The sequence below is a fragment of the Paenibacillus sp. FSL H7-0331 genome, from assembly GCF_001956045.1.
In genome coordinates, this window is the sequence record NZ_MRTH01000014.1 from 174,711 (window position 1) to 198,085 (window position 23,375).

Here is a 23,375-nt window from a genome sequence, read left to right on the forward strand (position 1 = left end):
TGTATACTAAATAAAGGATATTGTACATAACAAATTTATATAATACGCATATTTCAATTTATTAAGTTATTTACATTCATATATTGTGTACTATTGTCGCAAGAAGTGGTTCCCCGGTCAATTTAAGGGGATAGATCTCTTACTGCTCTAGTGCTAATGCTGGGCGCACGTAAAAAGCCACTCTGACGAGTGGCCTGCTTAGCAAGTATATGCTTCAATTTAATCTACGAGCGGGTTTTTATCCTGACCAAGCTGGATCACGAATTTTGACGATGGCATTCTTCCATGACAGCAATTTGCTGGCGTACCTGTTGAGGTGTTACCTCAAGTGCTTTACCATGTACGATGGTCTCATACAGCATGCCATAAAAGCTCTGTGCCATCGTATGGAATAAATCCTTTCCTTGGTCTGCAGGGATATCCCAGCTTTCCTCATACCACTTCAGTGAGTATTGCCCTGCTGCCGAAATTCGCTTGGACTAAGACCTGTTTCCTTCTTGAATTGATAGCTGAAATAGTGAATGCTGGTGTAATTCAACTGTTCGGCGATATCACTGAGCGTCAGTTCACCAAGAAGCATCTGTTTCGCTCGCTTCATCCGTTCCGAGATTAAATAATGCTTAGGTGTTCTACCCATCTCTTCCTTAAAGAGCTTCGTAAAATGGATCGGATGGTACCCGCACAGATTGGCAAGCTGCTCGACCGTCCACGGCTGCTCGGGATGGATGCGCATGATTTCAAGCGCCGACTCTATTTTACTGGCTTTTCGCGTAAAGGATTGATCCAGTACATGACGCATGAGACTTGCAATAAGCTCCATCAGCAGAGCTCGCAGCACGAATGCATATCCTGGCTGCTCCAGCTGATATTCCTTCACGATTCTTAAGAATATCTGCTCCAGCTCAGGAAGATCAAACCAGGGAGGAATGACGATACTGCCATACTCGGGTATATCCATATGATACGTCGGAGCCTGACAGGAAAGGTCCTCAAAGGAGCTTTCCCGGATGCGGTAAGCCGGATGGACGGGTACTGGTGAAGGATGAGACCAATGGAAATGAATGCTGTAAAATAATGCCTCTGTAAGGGTGTTTAGCTGATTCGGGCTGTCAGGACCAAAGAGCACACACTCCCCCGCCCTGATCCGCTGCTGCTTTTGGTTATACAGTAGCTCTGCTTCTCCCTCGATAACATAAAAAAACTGCCAGTCGGGGATCGTTCTGGGACCCCAGGTTACATCTGCGTCCACTCGGCTGCGGTGAGCGAAATTAATCGTTGGCGTCAGCGTCAGAAGGGAACCTACGTTCATTAGTAAGTCACTCCTACTAGGATATTGGAAAAGTGTAAATGCCTCTTGGTTTTGTCTAAATACGTACCGTTCACAAGTTCTTATACTTAACTATATCACCACAAATAAGCTGGTTTCAATGAGAGGGGAATACTACATGCTGAACGCGGCGCAGATCGAGGAATTTGAACGGAATGGATTTTTAAAAGGTGGGGTTGTGCTGGATGACAGCGAGGTTGAACGGCTGCGTGAGGAGCTGGATCTCGTTATGGAAGGGAAATCGGTCAAGCAGCCGGTTCTAAACCGTAATATGAAGGAAGGCGAATCCCCCTATGACGGGATGAAAATGGTCGCCAACGAGAAGGTCATTCAAATCGTCAATATCTGGATGGTAAGTGAGGCCTTTCTACAGCACGCAGGTCATTCCCGTATTTGCGAAGAGATCGCTCAGTTATGTCAGACCGATACGCTTCGTATATGGCATGATCAGATTCAATACAAGCCACCAGTAACGGGTGGACCGACGGCATGGCATCAGGATCATCCGTTGTGGCCGATCATTCAGCCTGCCGATCTTGTCAGCGCCTGGGTTGCCCTTGATGATGCAGTTATCGACAATGGCTGCATGTGGATGGTTCCGGGGAGTCACAAATGGGGAGATCAGCAAAAATATTTGGCCAGCAACGAGCAGTTTATGCCTTATCACCGCAAGCCCGAATTACTCCCGGAAGGTGCGGATCTAACAGCAGTTCCCTTTGAGATCAAGAAAGGGCAGGTTGGCTATCATCATTCCCTGACCTGGCACGGAAGCCCGAATAATCGATCAAATATGAAACGCCGAGCCATTGCTGTCCATTATATGCCGGGTCATACCCGCTACGAGCCATCCGGAAAACATCCGATGCTGCCCTATGTGGATATTAAACAGGGAGATATTTTGGCTGGGGAGCATTTTCCAGTTGTATATCAAAAATAATGATATGATTATGTAAATCCCAATGGAGAGGAGATCGATGAGAATATTGAATACACACGTGATCGGTTGTGCTTCACATGCCTATGTAATAGCGGAGGGTTGGGGTAAACTGCCTGCAAACATGGCTTATGGCTATACCCACGGCGTATGCGTTGATTCGCAGGATAATGTCTATGTGCATCATACAGGTAAGGAACCCGTTATTGTGTTTGACAGGGACGGCCGCTTTCTTACATCATGGGGCAAGGAATTTGAGGGGGGAGCCCACGGCTTCTACCTGCATCAGGATCAGGATGGCAAGGAATATTTGTATTTTACAGACAGGTTGCGCGGGCTCCTGGTTAAAACCACTACAGACGGGACGCTGATATGGGAGCAAGGACAGCCCGACCGTCCAGACCTTTATGATGCCTCGCGGCGCTATGTTCCCACAGATGTATGTGTCGCTCCGAATGGAGACATCTATGTGGCTGACGGATATGGACAATATTATATTCACCAGTACAATGCGGAAGGCAGTTATATCCGTTCATGGGGAGGCCGCGGCTCCGATCCGGGCCAGCTGCTGGAGCCGCACGGGATTTCTGTCAATTTGCGCGGCAATGAACCAGAGCTGTATGTCGCGGACCGTAGAAACCATCGCATTCAGGTATTCACACTGGATGGTCAGCACAAACGTTTTATGGAGCATAATCTCGATTTACCCTGCAGCTTTTATTTTTTCGGTGATGAGGTTTATATTCCCGATTTGGACAGCCGCGTAACGATTCTGGATAAGAACGATCGTTTGATCACCCATCTTGGAGAGGATCAGCAGGCGTACAAACAACAAGGATGGCCTAACCTGCCCAAAGCATACTTCCGACCTGACAAGTTTAGCTCCCCGCACGGAGTATGCGTAGATTCCCGCGGAGATGTCTATGTGGTTGAATGGACTGCTGAGGGTCGCCTAACGAAGCTGATCCGACAAAGGGAGTAGACAAAGGTGACATATCCAATTGCTGTATCCTTTACGCTATAGGATGGATTGCTTCTCAGTTACTTGAGTTGTTACTTGAGTTCAACGGCTCTTACGAACGAAGCCTCCTGCACAATCGGCAGTAATTGCTCCACTCTGTACGATCCAGGAAATCTTACTATCATCTCCAATGTAATGTCTTCCGAGTTGATTCCATTGCTTTCGGCATGAAAGCTAAGAATAGAAATATGTTTCTCTTCCAGCAGCTGTTGAATTTGGGATGTCGCCCCTGGCTCGTTCGTAATTCGAATAACCAGCTGTTCCGTTTTGGGGGAGGATAACCAATTGAAACGGCCATGTAAAAGCTTTTGAGCGACAAAAATAATGATAGCCACGCCTGCCCCCAATACGTACAAACCGGCTCCAATAGCCATACCTACCCCTGCAGTAGCCCATATACCTGCTGCAGTGGTAAGTCCTTTTATGGTCAGTCGCTGCATAAAAATCATCCCTGCTCCCAGAAACCCTACCCCGCTCACCACCTGAGCAGCAATACGCGATGGATCGAAAGCTACATTCTCCCACCCGTTTTGGTCCTGAAAACCATATTTAGAAATAATCATCATCAGAGAAGCACCGAGTGCAACAACAAAATGTGTACGAATCCCCGCTTCCTTCATGCGATTTTTTCGTTCATACCCAACCAACGCGCCACAAATTCCTGCTAAAATAACCCGCAGCAAATACTCATATTGCATAATGACCAGCCTCCACACTTTTAATATCTATTAATGAGTGCGCTTCCCTATCAGGGGTTAGCACGAATAAGGTGATCTGTCTTTCATATTTACTGATTTAATGTGTTTCATATTACACCTGTGTTTTAGATAAATAAAGTTCTGCGATCTCTGGGTAATAGCGAGCAAAGTGAATCTTGTTATTGATGTTGGTCAAGTCGATAGCAGACTCATCTCCCTGTCCCAATTCAGGTTTTACTTGTTTGAAAACCAAAATTGATAAATTTTTCTATCAAATTTTTGTAAAATGCTGTATATTAATCAGTATTAGTATGTATATTACATAATTTTGTCGTAAAAAGGAGAAATATATCTTGGATAATCTCATGCTAAAAAGAGACCTTACGTCAGAACAGTTGTCGATGGTTGGCAGCGAAGTGGAAATTAGAAAGAAAAGTAAGACCATCGCTTATGTATTATGGTGGTTTACTGGCGTTTTAGGAGGTCACCGTTTTTATCTTGGTGATATCGGTTATGCTATCTGCTTGCTCTTATTTGGATGGCTCACTGCTTTTATCTGGAATTTAGTAGACGTATTCTTCATTGGTAAGCGATTGGAACAAAAGACTACACAGCTTGAATATGAGGTTATTCAACGGGTCAAGCTCGTTACTGGATCCAAAACTGCTTCTGTATAAGAATGGAAAGCCATACGTTAACCCTGCGATCCCAAAGTTTAGCGCTTACATTTTTGTATTGACGTTCATCGCAGCTTGTAGTAATATCTATTTGACCAAACAAATATTAGTTTAAAACCCAATTTCATACATTAATTTTAATAACATGTTACCACAAGGGCATTAGTTATTGAAGAGTGCAAGTCTCTTCTATAACTATGCCCTTTTTTATTTTGTTTCGAGCATTCTGAAAAGGAGGGCGCCCGAACAATCACGGTAATCTAGAAGCTGCATGATCCAAACTAGTCCACCAAACCATAAAAAGAAGGAGAACGATCTCATGAAATTACGTAAACTTTCCTTGACGGTAATGACAGCAATGCTGGCAGTAATGGCTGCCGGCTGCGGCAGCTCTACAGAAGTCGCGAAACCGGCAACACCCACCACCCCCAATGCAGGTTCAGACACAAAAAAAGCAGGTGCAACAAAACTGACAGGCGATTTCGAAATCCAATACTTCGTCGGCGGTTATGGCGATAAATGGTGGAAGAAAGTAATCGCAGACTTTCAAGCAGCTAACCCTGAATTGAAAATTAAAGAGAGCGCCGGGCCCAAAATCAACGAACAAAACAAACCACGTTGGATTGGTGGCACTCCACCTGATTTTGTCTATATTGACGGACCGGAGCTGAACGACCGTCAAATGGTAACCGACGGACAGCTGGAGGATTTAACCGAATACCTGAAGGATGCCAAAAACATAAACGGCGACAAAATTCTGGATTTGCTTGCCCAAAAGCCGAATCAGTACGATGGCAAGCTTTACACGGTTCCGCTTGTACTGAACTCTTGGGGTATTTTCTGGGATAAAGCTTTATTCAAAGAGAAGGGCTGGGACGCTCCCAATGATTTCCCTTCTTTCTTGGAGGTTAGCGACAAAATTAAAGCAAGCGGTACTAACCCTTTCATTCATACTGGTAAGTACCCGTATTATATTAACCGTGCGTTCCTGTACCCGGCCATTGTATCTGCCAACAACAACGATTACAAGGTCCTTGAAAATATGAGCGAATCCAAAGCTGAAGCTTTCTCGACCCCTGCAGTTTTGGCAGGCTTGAACAAAATCGTGCAGCTGCGTGACAAAGGATTCATCGACAAAGCATCGGTGCAAATTAACCACACGGATTCCCAATCGTTGTTCCTTCAGCACAAAGATGCTTTCATTCCGAACGGATTGTGGCTGCCTAATGAAATGTCAAAAGACGTACCTAAAGGCTTCGATTTTGGATTCACCCCTTCCATTACACAAGAAAAAGGCGGAAAAGTGGTTGCATACACTTCAACCGCAACCGTAGCTATTGCGAAAAAAGCGAAAAACAAGGAAACGGCAAAAGCATTCCTGGCCTTCATTTTCTCTAAAGAGCAAGCCTCGCAGTGGGCAGAATTAAGCGGTGCTCCTTCCAACATTAAAGGAGATATCAGCAGCTCCAAAGCACCTAACTTTGTTAAAGATGCAGCGGCTGCCCTAACTTCCTCCAATACGGTTGTAGTTCCGGACTTCAAGTTTAACGCTGATGTAGACAAAGCGATGGAGGATGCAACAGTCGCATTAACGATCGGCACGATTACGCCTGATGAGTGGGTAAAACGCGTAAGCGAGGCTGCCAAAAAGGCGAAAAAGTAGGCTTTAACAAGTGAGATGGGATTGTGTGGAGGAATCTTCTTTCGATTCCTCCGCTATAGTTGCCAAGAGAGAAGGTGAATTACGAGTGAGAACAAGATCAGCACTGTGGAGACGGAAGCTATTTATCGCTGCATTCATTATTCCGACTTTTCTGTTCTTTTGCCTGTTCATGGTATATCCGGTTGTGCAGGCGTTATATAACTCCTTTTTTGATTGGTCGGGAGGTTCGGAAACAAAGGAATTCGTAGGACTGGGTAACTTTAAGGAGCTTCTTTCGGACCCTATTATGCATATTGCTATCGGCAACGATTATTTCTTGGTCGTAGGTAAAGTAATTGGAATTATGATTATTGCCACATTTTTTGCCGTTGCGCTTACACGCTTCAACATCAGAGGCTCTGGCTTTTTCCGTGCTATCTTTTTTATTCCAAATGTTATTTCGGTCGTTGTCATAGGGGTTTTGTGGAATTTTATATACAATCCTCAAATTGGCTTTCTAAACGCTTTTCTATCTTTATTTACAGAAAATAAGGTGGATATCACTTGGCTCGGCTTTCCTCAACATACGATCTGGATGCTGTTACCTCCGACCATTTGGGCTGGTATTGGCTTCTATATGATTCTCATGATTGCTGCAATAGTGAATATTCCCGCTTCGTATTATGAATCGGCCAATATAGACGGTGCCAATCAGTGGAGACAGTTTACAAACATCACCGTACCGCTTATTTGGGAGCAAATGAAGGTTTCCATTCTGAATATCGTGTTTACGACGCTGAACGGCTCGTTCGTTATTGTATGGATTATGACAGTCGGAGGACCCGACAACACCACTCAGGTTATGGGATCTTATTTATATCAAATGGCCTTTAGGCAGTATCACTTTGGTTACGGAGCAGCCATCGGGGTCGTCATTCTGGTGATGTCGCTCATTACGACTCTAGTGCTGCAACGGTTGATGAAACGCGATACGATTGAGATGGGCCAATGATAAGTACAGTTACGAAGGAGGGGGATCATGAATCAGCAAATCAATAACCCGCTGCTTAAATTTATTTCCAGATCTGTTCTCCTTATTTGGAGTGTAAGTGTTCTTTATCCACTGTTATGGACGTTATTGGACGCATTGAAAAACAATGAGCAATTTTTTTTGAATAAGCCTTGGTCTTTGCCGGAAACGCCTTTATTATGGTTGAATTTCTCCTATGTGTGGAGCAAATATCATTTCGGTACTTACTTCATCAACTCGATTGTCGTTACTTTGGGCAGTACATTGCTGTCGCTGCTTTTAGCGGCTACTACAGCTTATATATTAGCAAGATATGTGTTTAAGGGCAGCAACGTCTTATACGTACTTTACATCGCATCCATGATGGTACCGTTTAACCTGGCGCTTATTCCTTTATTTTTCTTAATTAATGACCTCCATTTGATCAATACGTGGACCGGACTTATACTGGTATATGCGGCGAGTGCGCTGCCTTTTGGGATTTTTGTCCTTGTAGGATTTTATAAATCGCTGCCCAAGGAGCTTGCAGAGGCCGCATCCATTGACGGATGCTCGGATTTTGGAACCTTCTTCAGAATCATGCTCCCGCTTTCGCAGCCAGGTCTCATTACGGTAGGAATCATGACCGTACTGACTACATGGAACGAGTATATTGTCGGAACCATTCTGACGAATGATCCGGAGAAATACACATTGCCAATCGGAATTGCCGTCATGCAAGCCGAGATGCAATACCGCACAGAATGGGGACCGTTATTTGCAGCTTTGCTGATCACGATTGTCCCGGTTCTCATTATGTATATATTTTTCCAGAAACAGATCGCAAGTGGAATTACTGCTGGAGCCGTAAAATGAAACGATTGTAATCGCATGATTCCCCCCATAAGAAGCACCTACTCTACATCGAAAAAATTCGATTTAGGGAGGTGTAATTTCTTATTGTATAGGTATTTATAAATCGTATAAGATTTTTTATACTAAGAAAAAAGTGGGTGGCTGGAATGAGGCTCATGTATATGCTGCAGCAAATAGGACGCTCGTTAATGATCCCCATTGCTGTCCTTCCTGTAGCGGCGATATTGCTGCGTATTGGATCGATTAAGTTCGATAATCCGATTCTTTTACACTTTGCACAAATATGCGGATCGGGCGGAAGCGCCATATTCGATAATCTCTCGCTGCTATTTGCTATCGGCATTGCGATAGGCCTAACATCGGGTGAAGGCATCGCGGCTTTGGCGGCAACGGCAGGTTATCTGGTTTTCAATAATGTTCTGAAGCACTTCGAAACAGGCGCTCCAGGCGTTGTGGAGAAATTGGATATGGGCATTCTTGGAGGTATTTTCTGCGGCGTCATTTCAGCAACCTTTTTCGAGAAATTTCACAATATTAAGCTGCCGAAGGCGCTCGGTTTCTTTGGTGGAAGGCGGTTCATCCCTTTGATCACCTCTCTTGCCATGGTTGTTTTCGGTGTCATCATGGGGTTTATTTGGCCACCCGTGCAGATTGCTATTAATCAATTCGGCATGTGGATCGTAGATGCGGGAAGCCCGGGGGTATTCGTGTACGGGTTTCTGAATCGACTATTAATCCCAACAGGGCTGCATCATATCCTTAACAATATCGCCTGGTTTCAAATCGGGAATTACGTGACGCCCGCAGGGAGAGCGGTTACAGGGGATATGACGCGCTATTTTGCCGGTGATCCCACAGCCGGAATGTTTATGACAGGCTTCTATCCCGTTATGATGTTCGGCCTTCCGGCCGCAGTGCTTGCCATGATTAAAGGAGTGCACCCTTCCAATCGGTCTACAATCGTGCCGGTATTATACAGTGCAGGGCTAACAAGCATTCTTACCGGGGTAACGGAACCGATCGAGTTTGCCTTTATGTTCGTCGCTCCAGGTCTTTATGTGATTCACGCGCTGCTTACCGGATGCTCCATGATGATTATGAATATGCTGCAAGCGAAGCTCGGATTTGGCTTTTCGGCCGGATTTATTGATATGGCGATGAATTTGAATTTTTCTTCCAAGCTTTACTGGATCTTGATTGTCGGATTGATCTATTTTGTGGTGTATTACTTTACCTTCCGTACTTTCATACGATTTTTCCATTTTGAAACACCTGGAAGTGAAGTGGCAAAAGAAGGAACACAAGAAGAAATCGCAGAAATGGCTATTCCCGGGGTCAAAAGAGACCGAACGGCAAGCATCCTGCTTAACATCGGAGGCGCTTCCAATATCGTTTCCGTGGATGCATGCATAACCAGGCTAAGGCTCTTGGTTAAGGACGAGGGCTTGATCAAAGAACCCGAGCTCAAAGAGCTGGGGGCCATTGGAGTGATTCGACTCGGGAAAGGGAATGTACATCTTGTATTTGGGACAGAATCGGAGCAGATCAGAGAGTCCATGATGAAACTATTGCCGTTCCTAGCAACGCGGAATCCCAATAGTGCGGAGGTAACCTATGATTGAGCGCACGATTATTCATGTACTTTCTCATAATGTAGTCATGGCGCACCTTTCCACCGGTAAAAACTCGATTGCTTTCGGCAAAGGGATCGGGTTTAAGAAGGAGCCGGGAATGATTATTGACGATGTTTCTATTACCCAGGAGTTCCTGCTCCACACTTCGGAAGTTATGAAAAGCTACGAGCAAATTCTAAACGCCGTTGATGTAAAAATTATCGGAATTACCGAAGAGGTCATTGCTTATGCGCAGGGAATGCTCGAAGGCGAATTCTCCGAAACGATCCACGCCTCGCTTGTCGATCATATCAACTTTGCCGTAGAACGGCAAAAGCGCGGGATTTATATTACGAATCCGTTTGCCTATGAGATCCAATATATGTACCCTGAGGAGTATCGGGTAGCCAAACGTTCTGTTGATTTTTTGAACGATCATTTGGATGTTACACTTCCGGAGGATGAGGTGGCTTTCCTTGCGATGCATTTTAACGGAGCACGCAATAAAGAGAAAGGTTCGGAATCGTTGACGGTGGTCAAGCTGGTGTCCAAGATCATTGAAGAAGCGAGGGAGCTTGGTTACAGCTTTGACGACTCATTCTCTACGGTCCGTTTCATCAGCCATTTGAAGAGTTTAATTGAACGGGTCAAACAAGGGAAAACCATTCAAAATCCCCTGCTCGATAAAATCAAAGTGGAATACGGGGACACGTACCTGAAAGCAGTTGTTTTGTCTATGTACTTGAATGATTCGCTGGGCAAGGCTGTACCTGAGGATGAAATAGGTTTTTTGGCGATGCATCTTGAACGTATGATTCAGCGAACCTAATAAAGTAAACGAAACACGTCAATTACGAACGCAACAACCGCTTCTATTCAAACTCAACCTCAACTACGTTCGCAAAGTCGATAAGATGCCAATCCCACTTTGTACCCGTTGTCTCGATTTTAATAAGTTGATGCCGCGGGTCTATTCCAGTTACGATGCCGGTTATTCGTCGGTCCTCATACTCTCCAAATAATGTAATCTTCACGCTCAAATTGTTAAATTGCGAAACCGATAAACGTCCGAATAATTCCGATTGTTCATTTTCTGTTAATTCCGATCGGTAGTGCCTACTCAAATTCATATGTACAACCTCCATAACGAGAACATTTGTTCTTATTATAACCGATCGATACACCGGTTAGTCAAGTGGAAAATAGCGATCTTCCGTCAGAACGTAAAGAGGACGCTCTCATACAGTTACCCGCAAGAGAACGCCCTTCAGTTACTGTTTAATCTTCCGAACTTGATTTAAATGGCGTACCCAAAAACAGATGCATCTATTTGATTATGTCATTATTCTTTAAACTGTCTATACTCACATAAAGACATCACAATGGTGTGCTTCATAAGCGTTGTGGTCGTTTTTAATTTTATAAAAAAAAATACCAACTCAAGTTAAATATATCTATTTGATAAAGCCCGCTTTCTTTAAATCTTCTATTCTGATGTAAGGACCGTCACTTAGTTGTAAGAATTCGAAACCTTCAGCTCCTATCTTCGTTCCGATTTCCACATCGTTGAATTTGATGACACTCAGTACTTTTTGGCTCTTTAGGTCATAGAAAGCCATCTCATAAACCCCATACTTATCTTTCGCAGCATTATGAACGATGAAGTCAATATTATAAATCCTCTTTAATTCCTTCGGTGATATAAACAGCAAGTCAATAGTATCAGTGAGATGCCAGCCTTTTATAGCTGCTTCATCCTCAGCATTAACGTGCTTCACCAGCTGCTGCGGCTGCGGCTCCGGCTCCGGCTTCGTCGGCTGCTGCGTATCTGGTTGTGGCTTCGCTGGCTGCTGTGGCTCTAGTTGCGGCATCGCTGGCTGCTGTGGCTCTGGTTGCGGCTTCGCTGGCTGTAGTCCTTCAGGAGCCCTCTCTTTGACTATATCTCCAACGATTGATGTAGATTCTGTTGTATTCATATCGATGTGCACTTGCCAATTCACATCTTTATTTTGCTTTTCCGCAATATGGTAGGATAGGGTCAGCTCCTTTGGCTGCTGAAGCAGTTGATCGATGACCAGTACACCTTGAAAGCTGACAGTACCATCTTCATTTAAGGTCGATTTTTTCTCCAATCTTGCATTGTACTCTTTACCATTCTCGTCCCTAGCCTTCCATACACTCAGTCCGACTATATCTTTGGCAAGCTCTGCCTGAATGTTAATTATTCCACCTTTACCCACGACAGGCTGCCCGCCAAAGTCTGTTTCTTTCTCATCCTCTTTGACAGAAAAGCTGCTAAAAGTGAGCTTACTTTCGTTATTTACTGTCTCAACCTGTTTTTTATTTAAATCATCAAGGTTCAGTTTAATGCTGAAATCGGCAAGCTCTTTCGTATAGATGGCATAAAGCTTGAACGTAAGCTGCTCTGGTTTGTTGATCAACGGCGCAAACGCGTGCCACCATTTCATACCCGATGCGTCTCCCAAACCACCCATACCATTATTGATGTTATTTTTTCGAATACTCAGGTTTTTATCGCTTATCTCATCCCATGCTGCTACCACCTTGCCTTCTTGGTCAAGAAGCTCGTAAACGACCTTATATTCCTGGATTTCGTGAGCTAGCATGAAAGGCAAGAGTGGCTCACCTCTCTTAAACTCCTCCGTCAATCCGTTGGCGATGATGATTTCTTTCTTTTGCTGAGCTATCTCCGGAGTCAATTTGGTTGCCAGTGAGAGCAGCGTTAAGCTGGGAGCCAGATCTATTCTTTTCAAATCGATTATTAACCCTTGTGGGGTTGTATATTGCTTATTGATCTCTATCGTTTTCGTAACAGCCTTGGCTTTCACCATATCAATCGGGACATTCAATACCCAGTTTCCGATAATTTCACCAATATTGTTCCAGCTAAGCTCTACGGTCACTTCATCAGGCAGCTTCTTCTCTCCGGTGATCGCCTCTGTCAACGCCCGCTCTATCATCAACCGTTCGCCTTTCTTGCTCGTAGTCCATCCTCCCATGTTAGGGTCAATCAATGGATTCCCCATAGCGTCCTTGATAATAAACTGTAGGTCCCTCAATTTGTCCAAATCAATAGGATTTCCAGTTTGATCCTTGGCTTCACAGATGATGGCAATCCGCAGTGTATCGGCCAAAATTTCCTTTACCTCCAAGGTGATTCCTTGATCTGTCACTTTCAGATCCGACGGCTTTACAAAACCTTCGTTATAAGCATTTTTCATCCCTGGATCGACTTGCTCCGTGCTATTAAAAAAGCTCTTTACGTAGTCCGCAAAGGTAGGCGATACATAGGTACCGAGGGATATGACTACGGCCAATCCGACGACGGCTATCGTGATTTTTTTCATAATATCAAGGCTCCTTCTTTTCCAATTGATTAGTTTAGATGCATTTTTCACAACTTCAGCGAGATTCGTTTCTTCCGAAGGCGTGTATGGTGTGAGCTGATCCATAATATTTTGCATGAACGCTTCATCCGATCCCTCTTCCTCCGATAAATCCTCAAAATCATCATGTTTACTTATCCATTGCTCCAAATTCAGCTGACAATCCTTGCAGCTTTCCAGATGTTTTTCAAACAGAATACTTTCAGATTGGGGAAGCCGGCCTTCCATATATGCGTTCAGAGGGTTAGTTTCCATACATTTCATACAAGGACTCCCCCCTTTCTCTTGATGCGTTCAGGCTTTTACGCAATTTCAATCGTGCGCGATGCAGACGCATTTGCACGGTGCTCACTGGGAGCGATAATTGCTCACCGATTTCCTCATAGCTCAGAAACTGCTGATGCCGCAGCACAAACACCGCACGTTGATCTGGATCCAGCTCCTCAATCAACTTTTCCAGAGAAGCTTTACGTTCTTTTTCCAGATAACTGGTTTCCGGCGTATCACGATGGGCGATTTCCAAGTCGAAATCGATTAAGCTGGGTGTACGCTTGCGTTTACGAAGCTCGTCGACAGACCGATTGGCGGTGATTCGATATAACCAGGCAGAAAAGCTGAACTCAGGCTTATATTCCTGTAAATGGTTGTAGGCTTTAATAAAAATCTCTTGGGCAATATCCTGTGTGTCAGGCGATGGGCCGAGCATTTTTCGAAGAAGGGAAAATACCCGTCCCTTGTATTTATCAATAATTAGGGCAAAAGCCTGCTTATCTCCGCTAAGTATGCGATCTATAGTTTCCTGGTCTTCCTGCATTTTCGCCCTCCTATCCAAAAAGATATGCTGCGCAGCATGAGTTCTTTTTGTCCTTACACTTAAGTATGACGAAGTTAAAAGGAAAAACTTTCTTATTCCCAAAAAATTTTCGTGCAGTTATACTGCAGGCCACTGCTCGACTAATCATCCAGTTTGTACAGGGCACATTGATACACGCGGCCAGCTGCTCAACAGGCATATAAATACAAAAAAGCCACTCCGAGGAGTGGCTTGAACTTTAAAGTAATGGCGTACCCGAGAGGGATCGAACCTCCGACCTACAGTTTAGGAAACTATCGCTCTATCCTACTGAGCTACGGGCACGCGGTAACTAATATTGTACCACAAAGCATCCTCAGAAAAAAGTCTCAGTCCAAACTTGTTTGAACCAGTTTCACCACCTATATCGAATTGATTTACGATTACATCAAAGTAACTAACGCAGTTTATCTTAACTACTTATATCTTATGGAAATACTTGGTACAATAGATTAAGCTGTATATCATCTTCACCTGCTTCTATTGTATTGAATACAGCTTAAATCACGATCTATTGGAGGCGAATTTAGAATATGACAATTCCACATCGTCAATTAGGCTCGACTGGCCTTTCTGTTAGCGCTATCGGAATGGGAGGTATGCCTTTATCGATCAGCGGTAGACCTTCAGAAGAAGAAGGCATCAAGACCATACATACTGCGCTCGAACAAGGGATTACCTTTTTTGATACAGCCAATGCTTACTGCTTGAATAACGATGATTTTGGGCATAATGAACGATTGTTGGCCAAAGCCTTGCAGCAGCATCCCCAAGCGATAGTTGCCACCAAAGGTGGCCTTACACGCCCTGATGGACGCTGGGAACCGAACGGTCATCCGGACTACTTGCGTCAAGCTTGCGAGGATAGTCTATTGGCACTCGGTTTGGATTCAATCGTATTGTATCAATTCCATCGTCCCGATCCCGCAGTTCCTTTTGCAGAATCTCTTGGCGCGTTGGCTGAATTGCAACAGGAAGGCAAGCTGATTCACGCTGGGCTTTCTAATGTGTCTGTAGCCCATCTGGAGGAGGCCAAAGGGATCATTGAAGTTGCCAGCGTACAAAACCGAATGAATCTGTTTGATCATTCATCAATTGATGTTCTCAAATACTGCGAGGCCAATCAAATCGCCTTTTTACCCTATAGCCCGCTTAATGGTATTAGCAAAGCAGGCCAGATCGGCAGCAATCCCGTCCTTTCTCGTATAGCAAATAAATATGAGGTGTCTGCTCAACAGGTTGCTCTAGCCTGGCTTTTGCAGCTTTCTCCTGTGATTATTCCGATACCGGGTGCAAGTCGTGGCAGCAGCATTGCCAATAGCGCCAAAGCTGCCGGAGTTATTTTGTCCGCAGAGGATATGGCAGAACTGAATACAATCGGACAGCAGCAGGCATAGATCTTAGATTCCATTTCAACCTATATTAGCGCTTATTATTATCATGTCAGCGACAAGAAGACACCTTAATCCGTGTCTTCTTTTTATTTATAGAAACGTACAGTCTCTCATATATCAATTGACAATGATAATCCTTATCAATAAAATATTAGATATTCATTACCACTTATGAAGGATGTGTCATTCATGTTAATTGAAACCATAACCATAATTGTAAAAGAGGGTACCTCCGATAAAGTTGTTGATCGCTTCAGTCAAGAAGGAGCCGTCGAAAAGTCTCCCGGGTTCATCGATTTAAGCATTCTGGTGAAAAAAGTGAGACGTGGCGATGAAGAGGTTATCATCATGATTCGTTGGGAATCAGAAGAAGCCTGGAAAACATGGGAAACTAGTGAGGTCCATCTGGAAGGTCATAGGAAAAGCAGAGGCCAGCCTAAACCAGATCATATTATAAGCTCTAACCACAGCATGTATGAAATAAGGGCAGTTAAAACCGCTATTTAGTATGTGACCTCGATCCTAAAGACCTCATTAATTTATATTTTCTTTTTAAATTCTTCATGGTAGAATGAGGAAACTATACGAATGAGGTGTGGTGACATGTCAGATGTTTGTCGGTTCTATGTAGTTTATAATGATTTCACGATCACCATTTGTTCGGTTTTTGATGACGTTTGTGAAGAACTGGCTGTCGGGGGTACCATTTATGGATATACCGATAATGAAGATGTTGCCCACAGCATGATGATGGAGTGTTACCAGCATTTATCTACAAATAACATGTAACAAATGATATGTAAGAGGTTAGCCTTTCCTTTTGTCGGTTTAATCGAACAATCCAACATGCCGTCGACCTTATCACCTTTTTTGCGTACAAGCGTGTAGGATAAAAGACTGTTGAGCAGCCTCAACAGTCTTTTTTGTATACCTGGCACCTAAGTTACTGTGTCTTAACTAGCCTTCACCATGATTATGTCGGGAATGGTTTGCCTGCTTCACTTTTTTAGAGCCTGCTAAAGGCTTGTTCGGCTGGTGGTCAACATTTTCCCCTCGGTCACCGCTGGGCGATTGGACCGGTTGTGCAATATTTTTTGGCATACCTATGCCTCCTTCTTAATGATGAGTTACAGCATGCAGTTGCTGCGCACATTCATGAATATGACGTACGTAATCCTCAATCAGTGTTTGAATAATTTCAGTCTGCTCATTGACATGGACTCCGTCCTGCTCAACATCAATAAACTCTACCTTAACCTCTCTGGAGTCCTTGTACACGCATTTAAAATCAAAACTATACAAAGATCGACCTTCTGTCTGAATATTCACCCACAGGGCATTTGCGTCCGCCTCATCGGCTTTAACCTCTACACGGTCCGATAAGTTCAATACAGTAGGCATCGCGTCTGACCATGCCTTCACCAATTGAGTTTGGTCTATAGCCAAGCTTTCCGTCTTTATCATCTATTGAACACCTCCACACCCTTTAAGGTGCGATATACCGCAATATTATATACCCGCATACATAAGCCAATAAAAGACATTAAATTAAAAAAGCCGCATACCCTTTTTAAAAGGATACACGACTGTGAACAGCTATGTAAAACGGGAAGGGGTATTCTCTTTTCATTCAAGGCATCTAAGTGCGTTTTGCTGCCTAGCATTTTGGCTCTTATCACTAAATCCATACCATTTAAATAAAATGGCGGAGAGGGTGGGATTCGAACCCACGGAGACCTCACGACCTCGGCGGTTTTCAAGACCGCTGCCTTAAACCACTCGACCACCTCTCCAGGTGACAAAAAGCATTGTATCACAGAACAGCATCAATTATCAAGCTTTTCTCACTAATTATTTGCTGATCTTGGTGAGATTATTCATATAAGGTCTTAGTACGTCCGGAATGGTCACACTTCCGTCCTCTTGTTGATAGTTTTCCAGTATAGCTGCAACCGTACGACCTAATGCGAGACCCGATCCATTCAAGGTATGAACGAACTCCGGCTTCGCTTTCGCATCACGGCGGAAGCGAATATTCGCACGTCTTGCCTGGAAATCCTCAAAATTACTGCAGGACGAAATTTCACGATACATCCCGCTGTTTGGCAGCCATACTTCCAAGTCATACGTTTTCGCCGAAGAGAAGCCCAGATCAGCCGTACACAGGTCCAGTACACGATAAGGAAGGCCAAGCAGCTGCAGTACCTTTTCGGCATCAGCAGTCAGCTTTTCCAGCTCGTCGTAGGACTGCTCTGGTGCCGTAAGCTTGACCAGCTCAACCTTATTGAATTGATGCTGACGAATCAGGCCGCGGGTATCCCTACCAGCAGAACCGGCTTCTGAACGAAAGCATGCACTGAAGGCGACGAATTTTTGCGGCAAATGCTCATACGTCAAAATATCATCACGATAAAAATTCGTTACTGGAACCTCTGCAGTCGGAATCAGAAAATAATCCGTGCCTCCCAGCTTAAATACATCTTCCTCAAATTTGGGAAGCTGTCCGGTTCCAGTCAAGCTGTCGCGGTTTACAATGTACGGTGGCAGCATTTCCTCGTACCCATGCTGATCACTGTGCAGATCCATCATAAAATTGATTAGAGCCCGTTCCAGACGCGCCCCAAGGCCTTTATAAAAAACAAACCTCGAGCCGGTTACTTTCGCAGCAGCCTCAAAATCAAGAATTCCCAGCTGCTGTCCGATTTCCCAGTGAGCCTTAGGTTCAAAAGAGAATACAACGGGCTCGCCAACACGGCGAATTTCCACATTATCTTCCTCTGAGCTGCCAACAGGCACACTTGTGTTTGGAATATTCGGCATAGCCATGATGATTACGTTAAGATCCGCTTCCAATACACGAATCTCATCGTCCAACACCTTTATTCGATCGCCGACACCCTTCATTTCCTCAATTAGCGCATCTGCGTCCTGCTTGGCCTTTTTCAAAGCGGCAACTTCTTGAGAAACGACATTACGGCGATTCTTTAACTGTTCCACTTCCTGTAGCAGTTCTCTACGTTTCGAATCAAGGCCGGTAAAACGACTGATATCGTCCAGCGTTTTGCCGCGATTCTTCATCGCCTGCACTACGCGTTGTAAATCGGCTTCGGTTCGGAACAACTTCACATCTAACAAGGAGACCCCTCCTGCTTCGCTTCACGTACCATCTCGAGGAAATAAGCATGCATCCGTTCATCATCAGTCAGCTCAGGATGAAACGAAGCTGCCAATAGATGCCCTTGACGCGCAGCAACGATCTGATCGTGATAAGTAGCTAACACTTCAACGCCTTGGCCGACTTCGTTAATTAAAGGAGCCCGAATAAATACGGCACGAACATCGTCCGCGATTCCTTTAATAACCAGATTCGTTTCAAAGCTTTCACGCTGCCGTCCAAATGCATTTCGGGCTACCTTCATATCCATAAGCTCAAGATGAGCTTCCGGCTGCCCTTCGATTTCCTTGGCAATCACAATCAATCCAGCACAAGTACCAAAGATCGGCTTTTTTTGTTTCGAAAACGCACGCAGGCTATCGATAAAATCATACGTCCGCATCAGCTTGCCTATCGTTGTACTTTCACCACCGGGAATGATGATTCCATCCAATTCATCCAGCTGTTGAATGCTTTTCACAATAATGCCTTCTCCGCCGGCTTTTTCAATTAATCGTATATGCTCAGCTACTGCTCCTTGAAGAGCCAATACACCTATCTTCATCATTGTCACCTCTTAACCGATCCTTACCAGCCGCGTTCTTGCATACGTTGTGTCGCATCCAGCTTGGAAATTTCGATACCCTTCATTGGAGCACCCAGGTTCTTGGATACTTCTCTGATCAAGTCGTAATTCGTGTAATGCGTGGTCGCTTCCACGATCGCTTTGGCAAATTTCTCAGGATTCTCCGATTTGAAAATACCAGATCCTACAAAAATTCCATCTGCTCCCAAATGCATCATCAAAGCTGCATCCGCCGGAGTGGAAACACCACCTGCCGCAAAGTTAACGACTGGTAATTTACCTGTTTCATGAATTTGCAGCAATAGTTCATATGGTGCACCAATGTTTTTCGCTTCAGCGAACAGCTCATCCTTGGACATCGATTTCACCTTATTAATTTGACCAACAATCATCCGCATATGGCGAACAGCCTCTACAATATTACCCGTTCCCGGTTCGCCCTTCGTACGAAGCATCGACGCACCCTCAGTAATTCTACGTAAAGCTTCTCCAAGATCCCTTGCTCCGCATACGAAAGGAACCGTAAACTCTCTTTTGTTAATATGATAAACCTCATCAGCAGGCGTTAATACTTCACTCTCGTCAATATAATCGACACCCATGGATTCAAGGATCTTCGCCTCTACATAGTGTCCAATCCGCGCTTTAGCCATAACCGGAACCGTAACTACTTTCATTACTTCTTCCATAACGGTAGGATCAGCCATACGAGCTACGCCACCGGCAGCACGAATATCCGAAGGCACTCGCTCCAAAGCCATAACAGCGGAAGCTCCTGCTGCTTCAGCAATTTTTGCTTGCTCTGCATTCATGACGTCCATAATGACGCCGCCCTTTTGCATTTCTGCCATACCTTTTTTTACACGCGATGTACCTGTTTCCATTTCCGTTTCCTCCAAACATATATACGATAATTTTTAATAAATCCACAAACCACTAAACAATCATTTTACAGGAATACCATGGAATATACAATCCGTTAGCAGGTATTTCTTAAGACTTGGCGCCTGCCAGCATATCACTAAAGAAGCTGCCAATTGCTCTGAACATCAATCTGAACCAGCTCGCCTGTACCACATCCGCAGTAGCAATTAAATTCGTCGTCTTTTCGTACCCCTGGTAGTTTACTTTCACCGTTCCGAGTACATCACCTTTGGTGATCGGAGCAACAAGCTTGCTTTCATCCACGGCTGCAGCCGTAATCTTGAACTCTTCAGGAGCAGCTCCCTTTTTGGCAACCAACGAAACTTCCTCTTGAGTAGCAAGACCAACTTGCAGTTCTATGCCCTTTTTAATATTTACCACTTTTAACGAATCTATTTCCGAATTCGCTGCAAGCACCTGTTTCTTTTCAAAATTGTTAAATCCGTAATCCAGTACCTTACGTGTTTCCTCAAAACGCTTTGGTTCTTTGGGAGTTCCCATCACCACACTGATTAATCGGACCCCATTGCGCACTGCCGTACCTGTAAAGCAGTACCCTGCATCATCGGTAGACCCTGTTTTTAATCCATCCAGACCGGGATATGCATACTTCTTAAAATTCGTATTATCCTTATTTCCCTCCAGCATCCAGTTCCAATTTATCATTGGCGTTTTATCTTTTTCGCGAAATTTCTTCGATGGAATTTTGGTCGTCTCCAGAATCTCTGGATAATCTTTAATAAGATTATAAGCTATGAGTGCCGCATCTTTTGCCGTAAGCATGGTTTCGCCCTGTAATTCCTTGGGTGCATATTTGCCGAGATCAGCCCTTGATAATCCTGTTGCATTAATAAAATGGGCCTGATCCGATAATCCAAACTGCTTAGCTTTCTCGTTCATCATTTTCGCAAAATCTTCTTCCGTACTACCACTGATAAACTCTGCTAGTGCCACCGATGCATCATTCGCTGAATAGATCGACATCGCTGAGAACATATCTTTAAGACTAACTTGCTCTTTAAATGCCAAGAGATCCCCAGATCCGATGACATCTGCAGCATATTGACTCGTTGGAACCATATCATCCAATTTATGTTTACCGCTTTTTACTGACTCCATGACCAAATATTCCGTCATCATCTTCGACATACTTGCAGGGGGGAGCGCTGTGTCTGAATTAAACTCGTATAAAATTTGTCCTGTGGCAGCATCCATCAAAATAGCCGATTTGGCATCCAGCTTCAAATCAACCGCTTCGGCCGCCATCGCAGGCTGGGATTGGATCACCGACATCGAGCCTATTTGGACAAGCAGTGCAGTAGCCAACACCATCGACACGCGTCTTACCGACAATAACAACACTATCAACTCCTATTTTCATTCTACAAACACGTATTTCTTATTGTACCACAAGCCAACAAGCCTGTTCAAAAGCAAGAAGATGGCAGCCAGCAAGGCCCCATCTTCTCATAGCTTACTCATATTATGAATAGTTCGGAGCTTCCTTCGTAATTTGCACATCATGAGGATGGCTTTCCCGCAAGCCCGCACCTGTAATTTTGATAAAAGACGTTTCGTTAATCAATGCATCAATCGTGCTTGCCCCGCAATAACCCATGCCGGAACGTAATCCACCTATCAGTTGAAACACTGTATCTGCCAAGGGACCTTTATAAGCAACGCGTCCCTCAATACCTTCAGGAACCAGCTTACTTTCATTTTCTTGAAAATAACGATCCTTGCTGCCTTCTTTCATAGCACCCAAAGAACCCATACCTCTGTATACCTTAAATTTTCTGCCTTGATAAATTTCCGATTCACCAGGACTTTCATCTGTACCCGCAAACAGACTTCCGATCATCACAGCACTTGCTCCAGCTGCAATAGCCTTCGTAACGTCCCCAGAGTACTTAATTCCGCCGTCTGCGATAATAGGTACATTATATTCCCTGGCTACAGACGCGCAGTCGTAGATTGCCGTAATTTGTGGGACACCGATACCGGCAATAATTCGGGTTGTACAGATAGAACCTGGTCCGATTCCTACCTTAACCATCGAGGCTCCTGCTGCAATTAGATCTCTAGTCCCTTCCCCAGTAGCTACGTTACCCGCACATATAGGAAGAGTAGGGTATTGCTCACGAAGTTTTTTTACCGTTTGAAGAATATGAATATGATGACCATGTGCTGAATCCACGACGATCATATCAATTCCTGCTGTAACCAGCGCTTCTGCGCGTTCCATGACATCCTTGGATACTCCAACCGCAGCTCCTACAAGTAAACGCCCTTGCTTGTCCTTCGCAGAATTCGGGAATTGGATAGCTTTCTCAATATCCTTAATCGTAATAAGGCCCTTTAACGTATTATTCTCATCGACGATCGGCAGTTTTTCAATTTTATGCTTCTGCAAAATCCCCTCCGCCTGACTCAGCGTAGTTCCCACAGGAGCTGTTACCAAATTCTCACGTGTCATAACATCTCCAATCAAGATGGAGTAATCATGAACAAAACGAAGATCCCGATTGGTCAAAATACCTACCAATTTTTTATTCTCATCCACAACCGGAACTCCAGAAATGCGGTATTTAGCCATCAACTCTTCGGCATCATACACATGATGGTCTGCAGTCAAAGAAAAAGGATTCGTAATAACTCCACTTTCCGACCGTTTAACCCGATCCACTTCCTCTGCCTGCTGGGCAATGGACATATTTTTATGAATAATTCCAATTCCACCTTCTCTTGCTATGGCAATAGCCAACTTGGACTCCGTAACAGTATCCATAGCAGAGCTAAGTAGGGGAATATTCAGTTTAATGTTGTCAGCTAATTTTGTAGAAATATCAATCTCTTTTCCAAAAACCTCCGACTTTCTCGGTACTAGCAACACATCGTCAAAGGTTAAACCTTCTTTTTCAAATTTCGTATTCCACACAACCATAATCCTCCTTCAATTTTCGTAGCTGCCGTAATATATGATTGCAATATTATCAAAAGGGCTTTTTTCATGTCAAGTATATATTATGACAGTCCCTATAAGTAATATCAACACTTAATGCTTCTTCATTACTTACCTTATTTGAAAAGGTCATCAAAACTTCTTATTAGTATAGCCTAACAAGCTTAGAAATCATTAAATAAAAAAAACCTTTCCAGATTTTCATCCAAAAAGGTTTTTTATTACTGTGCTTGGCAACGTCCTACTCTCCCAGAACCCTGCGGTTCAAGTACCATTGGCGCTGAAGGGCTTAACGGTC

General features: G+C 44.2%; 24 protein-coding genes and 2 tRNA genes. 11 read left to right on the top strand and 15 right to left on the bottom strand.

Going from position 1 to position 23,375, the window contains the following annotated elements; genetic code table 11:
- Positions 1-257: 257 nt before the first annotated feature.
- A complete protein-coding gene (locus tag BK127_RS44865; RefSeq protein ID WP_256711397.1) occupies positions 258-383 on the bottom strand; it encodes a hypothetical protein in 126 nt (41 codons plus the stop codon).
- A 59-nt stretch (positions 384-442) separates the two neighbouring features.
- Positions 443-1,309, bottom strand: a complete 867-nt coding sequence (locus tag BK127_RS21540; RefSeq protein WP_076233580.1) for a helix-turn-helix transcriptional regulator — start codon at positions 1,307-1,309, stop codon at positions 443-445.
- A 136-nt stretch (positions 1,310-1,445) separates the two neighbouring features.
- Here BK127_RS21540 and BK127_RS21545 point away from each other — a divergent pair, with 136 nt between their 5' ends.
- Both BK127_RS21545 and BK127_RS21550 read left to right on the top strand, forming a co-directional pair.
- A complete protein-coding gene (locus BK127_RS21545) occupies positions 1,446-2,264 on the top strand; it encodes a phytanoyl-CoA dioxygenase family protein (protein ID WP_076233581.1) in 819 nt (272 codons plus the stop codon).
- A gap of 37 nt (positions 2,265-2,301) precedes the next feature.
- Entirely contained in the window at positions 2,302-3,243 is a 942-nt protein-coding gene (locus BK127_RS21550; RefSeq protein WP_076233582.1) for an NHL repeat-containing protein, read from the top strand.
- A 71-nt stretch (positions 3,244-3,314) separates the two neighbouring features.
- Here BK127_RS21550 and BK127_RS21555 read toward each other — a convergent pair whose 3' ends face one another.
- Positions 3,315-3,980: an MgtC/SapB family protein gene (locus BK127_RS21555; protein ID WP_076233583.1), complete on the bottom strand. Its 666-nt coding sequence runs from the start codon at positions 3,978-3,980 to the stop codon at positions 3,315-3,317.
- Between the two features lie 353 nt (positions 3,981-4,333).
- Between BK127_RS21555 and BK127_RS21560 the strand changes: the two genes are divergently transcribed.
- The 6 genes from BK127_RS21560 to BK127_RS21585 all read left to right on the top strand — a co-directional run bounded on the left by BK127_RS21560 (position 4,334) and on the right by BK127_RS21585 (position 10,626).
- Positions 4,334-4,657 (top strand): TM2 domain-containing protein, encoded by a 324-nt coding sequence (locus tag BK127_RS21560; RefSeq protein WP_179097559.1) that lies wholly within the window; start codon positions 4,334-4,336, stop codon positions 4,655-4,657.
- 319 nt (positions 4,658-4,976) lie between these two features.
- Positions 4,977-6,320 (top strand): ABC transporter substrate-binding protein, encoded by a 1,344-nt coding sequence (locus tag BK127_RS21565; protein ID WP_076233584.1) that lies wholly within the window; start codon positions 4,977-4,979, stop codon positions 6,318-6,320.
- Between the two features lie 85 nt (positions 6,321-6,405).
- The gene (locus tag BK127_RS21570) at positions 6,406-7,311 is read left to right on the top strand and encodes a carbohydrate ABC transporter permease (protein ID WP_256711398.1); all 906 of its coding nucleotides are present in this window, start codon (positions 6,406-6,408) and stop codon (positions 7,309-7,311) included.
- Between the two features lie 27 nt (positions 7,312-7,338).
- On the top strand, positions 7,339-8,184 hold the full coding sequence (locus BK127_RS21575) for a carbohydrate ABC transporter permease (RefSeq protein WP_076233586.1): 846 nt from the start codon (positions 7,339-7,341) through the stop codon (positions 8,182-8,184).
- 155 nt (positions 8,185-8,339) lie between these two features.
- Positions 8,340-9,806, top strand: a complete 1,467-nt coding sequence (locus tag BK127_RS21580) for a PTS transporter subunit EIIC (protein WP_083689467.1) — start codon at positions 8,340-8,342, stop codon at positions 9,804-9,806.
- Complete coding sequence (locus BK127_RS21585) at positions 9,799-10,626, top strand: PRD domain-containing protein (protein WP_076233588.1); 828 nt, start codon at positions 9,799-9,801, stop codon at positions 10,624-10,626. The genes BK127_RS21580 and BK127_RS21585 overlap by 8 nt, the downstream gene beginning before the upstream one ends.
- Positions 10,627-10,669: 43 nt before the next feature.
- Here BK127_RS21585 and BK127_RS21590 read toward each other — a convergent pair whose 3' ends face one another.
- From BK127_RS21590 to BK127_RS21605, 4 genes are all read right to left on the bottom strand, one after another.
- A complete protein-coding gene (locus tag BK127_RS21590; RefSeq protein WP_076233589.1) occupies positions 10,670-10,927 on the bottom strand; it encodes a YolD-like family protein in 258 nt (85 codons plus the stop codon).
- 324 nt (positions 10,928-11,251) lie between these two features.
- Positions 11,252-13,468 (bottom strand): DUF4179 domain-containing protein, encoded by a 2,217-nt coding sequence (locus tag BK127_RS21595; RefSeq protein WP_076233590.1) that lies wholly within the window; start codon positions 13,466-13,468, stop codon positions 11,252-11,254.
- Positions 13,449-14,018 carry an RNA polymerase sigma factor gene (locus BK127_RS21600; protein WP_076233591.1) on the bottom strand — a complete coding sequence of 190 codons (570 nt, stop codon included), beginning with the start codon at positions 14,016-14,018 and terminating at the stop codon, positions 13,449-13,451. Before BK127_RS21600 ends, BK127_RS21595 begins: the two co-directional genes overlap by 20 nt.
- Before the next feature lie 247 nt (positions 14,019-14,265).
- A tRNA-Arg gene (locus tag BK127_RS21605) sits at positions 14,266-14,342 on the bottom strand.
- Between the two features lie 248 nt (positions 14,343-14,590).
- On the opposite strand from BK127_RS21605, the gene BK127_RS21610 reads away from it, so the two are divergent.
- The 3 genes from BK127_RS21610 (at position 14,591) to BK127_RS43025 (ending at position 16,240) form a co-directional block, all read left to right on the top strand.
- Positions 14,591-15,454, top strand: coding sequence for an aldo/keto reductase (locus BK127_RS21610; RefSeq protein ID WP_076233592.1), 864 nt, complete (start codon positions 14,591-14,593; stop codon positions 15,452-15,454).
- Positions 15,455-15,640: 186 nt separating this feature from the next.
- On the top strand, positions 15,641-15,958 hold the full coding sequence (locus BK127_RS21615) for an antibiotic biosynthesis monooxygenase family protein (protein ID WP_076233593.1): 318 nt from the start codon (positions 15,641-15,643) through the stop codon (positions 15,956-15,958).
- Between the two features lie 96 nt (positions 15,959-16,054).
- Positions 16,055-16,240 (top strand): hypothetical protein, encoded by a 186-nt coding sequence (locus BK127_RS43025; protein WP_076233594.1) that lies wholly within the window; start codon positions 16,055-16,057, stop codon positions 16,238-16,240.
- Positions 16,241-16,408: 168 nt separating this feature from the next.
- On the opposite strand, the gene BK127_RS21625 is transcribed toward BK127_RS43025, so the two are convergent.
- From BK127_RS21625 to guaB, 8 genes are all read right to left on the bottom strand, one after another.
- Positions 16,409-16,552 (bottom strand): small acid-soluble spore protein P, encoded by a 144-nt coding sequence (locus tag BK127_RS21625; RefSeq protein WP_076233595.1) that lies wholly within the window; start codon positions 16,550-16,552, stop codon positions 16,409-16,411.
- A 15-nt stretch (positions 16,553-16,567) separates the two neighbouring features.
- The gene (locus BK127_RS21630; RefSeq protein WP_076233596.1) at positions 16,568-16,915 is read right to left on the bottom strand and encodes a hypothetical protein; all 348 of its coding nucleotides are present in this window, start codon (positions 16,913-16,915) and stop codon (positions 16,568-16,570) included.
- 239 nt (positions 16,916-17,154) lie between these two features.
- Positions 17,155-17,244, bottom strand: a tRNA-Ser gene (locus tag BK127_RS21635).
- 58 nt (positions 17,245-17,302) lie between these two features.
- The gene (serS, locus tag BK127_RS21640; RefSeq protein WP_076233597.1) at positions 17,303-18,586 is read right to left on the bottom strand and encodes a serine--tRNA ligase; all 1,284 of its coding nucleotides are present in this window, start codon (positions 18,584-18,586) and stop codon (positions 17,303-17,305) included.
- The gene (pdxT, locus tag BK127_RS21645; protein ID WP_076233598.1) at positions 18,580-19,170 is read right to left on the bottom strand and encodes a pyridoxal 5'-phosphate synthase glutaminase subunit PdxT; all 591 of its coding nucleotides are present in this window, start codon (positions 19,168-19,170) and stop codon (positions 18,580-18,582) included. The genes serS and pdxT overlap by 7 nt, the downstream gene beginning before the upstream one ends.
- 23 nt (positions 19,171-19,193) lie before the next feature.
- Positions 19,194-20,075, bottom strand: a complete 882-nt coding sequence (gene pdxS, locus BK127_RS21650; RefSeq protein WP_076233599.1) for a pyridoxal 5'-phosphate synthase lyase subunit PdxS — start codon at positions 20,073-20,075, stop codon at positions 19,194-19,196.
- A 109-nt stretch (positions 20,076-20,184) separates the two neighbouring features.
- Positions 20,185-21,474 carry a D-alanyl-D-alanine carboxypeptidase family protein gene (locus tag BK127_RS21655; RefSeq protein WP_076233600.1) on the bottom strand — a complete coding sequence of 430 codons (1,290 nt, stop codon included), beginning with the start codon at positions 21,472-21,474 and terminating at the stop codon, positions 20,185-20,187.
- 124 nt (positions 21,475-21,598) lie between these two features.
- Positions 21,599-23,053 (bottom strand): IMP dehydrogenase, encoded by a 1,455-nt coding sequence (gene guaB, locus BK127_RS21660; protein ID WP_076233601.1) that lies wholly within the window; start codon positions 23,051-23,053, stop codon positions 21,599-21,601.
- Positions 23,054-23,375 lie beyond the last annotated feature (322 nt).

Bases quoted from the DNA above. Each gene is read 5' to 3' on its own strand.
- BK127_RS44865 (WP_256711397.1), bottom strand. From the start codon at position 383: ATGGCACAGAGCTTTTATGGCATGCTGTATGAGACCATCGTACATGGT.
- BK127_RS21540 (WP_076233580.1), bottom strand. From the start codon at position 1,309: ATGAACGTAGGTTCCCTTCTGACGCTGACGCCAACGATTAATTTCGCT.
- BK127_RS21545 (WP_076233581.1), top strand. From the start codon at position 1,446: ATGCTGAACGCGGCGCAGATCGAGGAATTTGAACGGAATGGATTTTTA.
- BK127_RS21550 (WP_076233582.1), top strand. From the start codon at position 2,302: ATGAGAATATTGAATACACACGTGATCGGTTGTGCTTCACATGCCTAT.
- BK127_RS21555 (WP_076233583.1), bottom strand. From the start codon at position 3,980: ATGCAATATGAGTATTTGCTGCGGGTTATTTTAGCAGGAATTTGTGGC.
- BK127_RS21565 (WP_076233584.1), top strand. From the start codon at position 4,977: ATGAAATTACGTAAACTTTCCTTGACGGTAATGACAGCAATGCTGGCA.
- BK127_RS21575 (WP_076233586.1), top strand. From the start codon at position 7,339: ATGAATCAGCAAATCAATAACCCGCTGCTTAAATTTATTTCCAGATCT.
- BK127_RS21580 (WP_083689467.1), top strand. From the start codon at position 8,340: ATGTATATGCTGCAGCAAATAGGACGCTCGTTAATGATCCCCATTGCT.
- BK127_RS21585 (WP_076233588.1), top strand. From the start codon at position 9,799: ATGATTGAGCGCACGATTATTCATGTACTTTCTCATAATGTAGTCATG.
- BK127_RS21590 (WP_076233589.1), bottom strand. From the start codon at position 10,927: ATGAATTTGAGTAGGCACTACCGATCGGAATTAACAGAAAATGAACAA.
- BK127_RS21595 (WP_076233590.1), bottom strand. From the start codon at position 13,468: ATGAAATGTATGGAAACTAACCCTCTGAACGCATATATGGAAGGCCGG.
- BK127_RS21600 (WP_076233591.1), bottom strand. From the start codon at position 14,018: ATGCAGGAAGACCAGGAAACTATAGATCGCATACTTAGCGGAGATAAG.
- BK127_RS21610 (WP_076233592.1), top strand. From the start codon at position 14,591: ATGACAATTCCACATCGTCAATTAGGCTCGACTGGCCTTTCTGTTAGC.
- BK127_RS21615 (WP_076233593.1), top strand. From the start codon at position 15,641: ATGTTAATTGAAACCATAACCATAATTGTAAAAGAGGGTACCTCCGAT.
- BK127_RS43025 (WP_076233594.1), top strand. From the start codon at position 16,055: ATGTCAGATGTTTGTCGGTTCTATGTAGTTTATAATGATTTCACGATC.
- BK127_RS21625 (WP_076233595.1), bottom strand. From the start codon at position 16,552: ATGCCAAAAAATATTGCACAACCGGTCCAATCGCCCAGCGGTGACCGA.
- BK127_RS21630 (WP_076233596.1), bottom strand. From the start codon at position 16,915: ATGATAAAGACGGAAAGCTTGGCTATAGACCAAACTCAATTGGTGAAG.
- pdxT (WP_076233598.1), bottom strand. From the start codon at position 19,170: ATGAAGATAGGTGTATTGGCTCTTCAAGGAGCAGTAGCTGAGCATATA.
- pdxS (WP_076233599.1), bottom strand. From the start codon at position 20,075: ATGGAAACAGGTACATCGCGTGTAAAAAAAGGTATGGCAGAAATGCAA.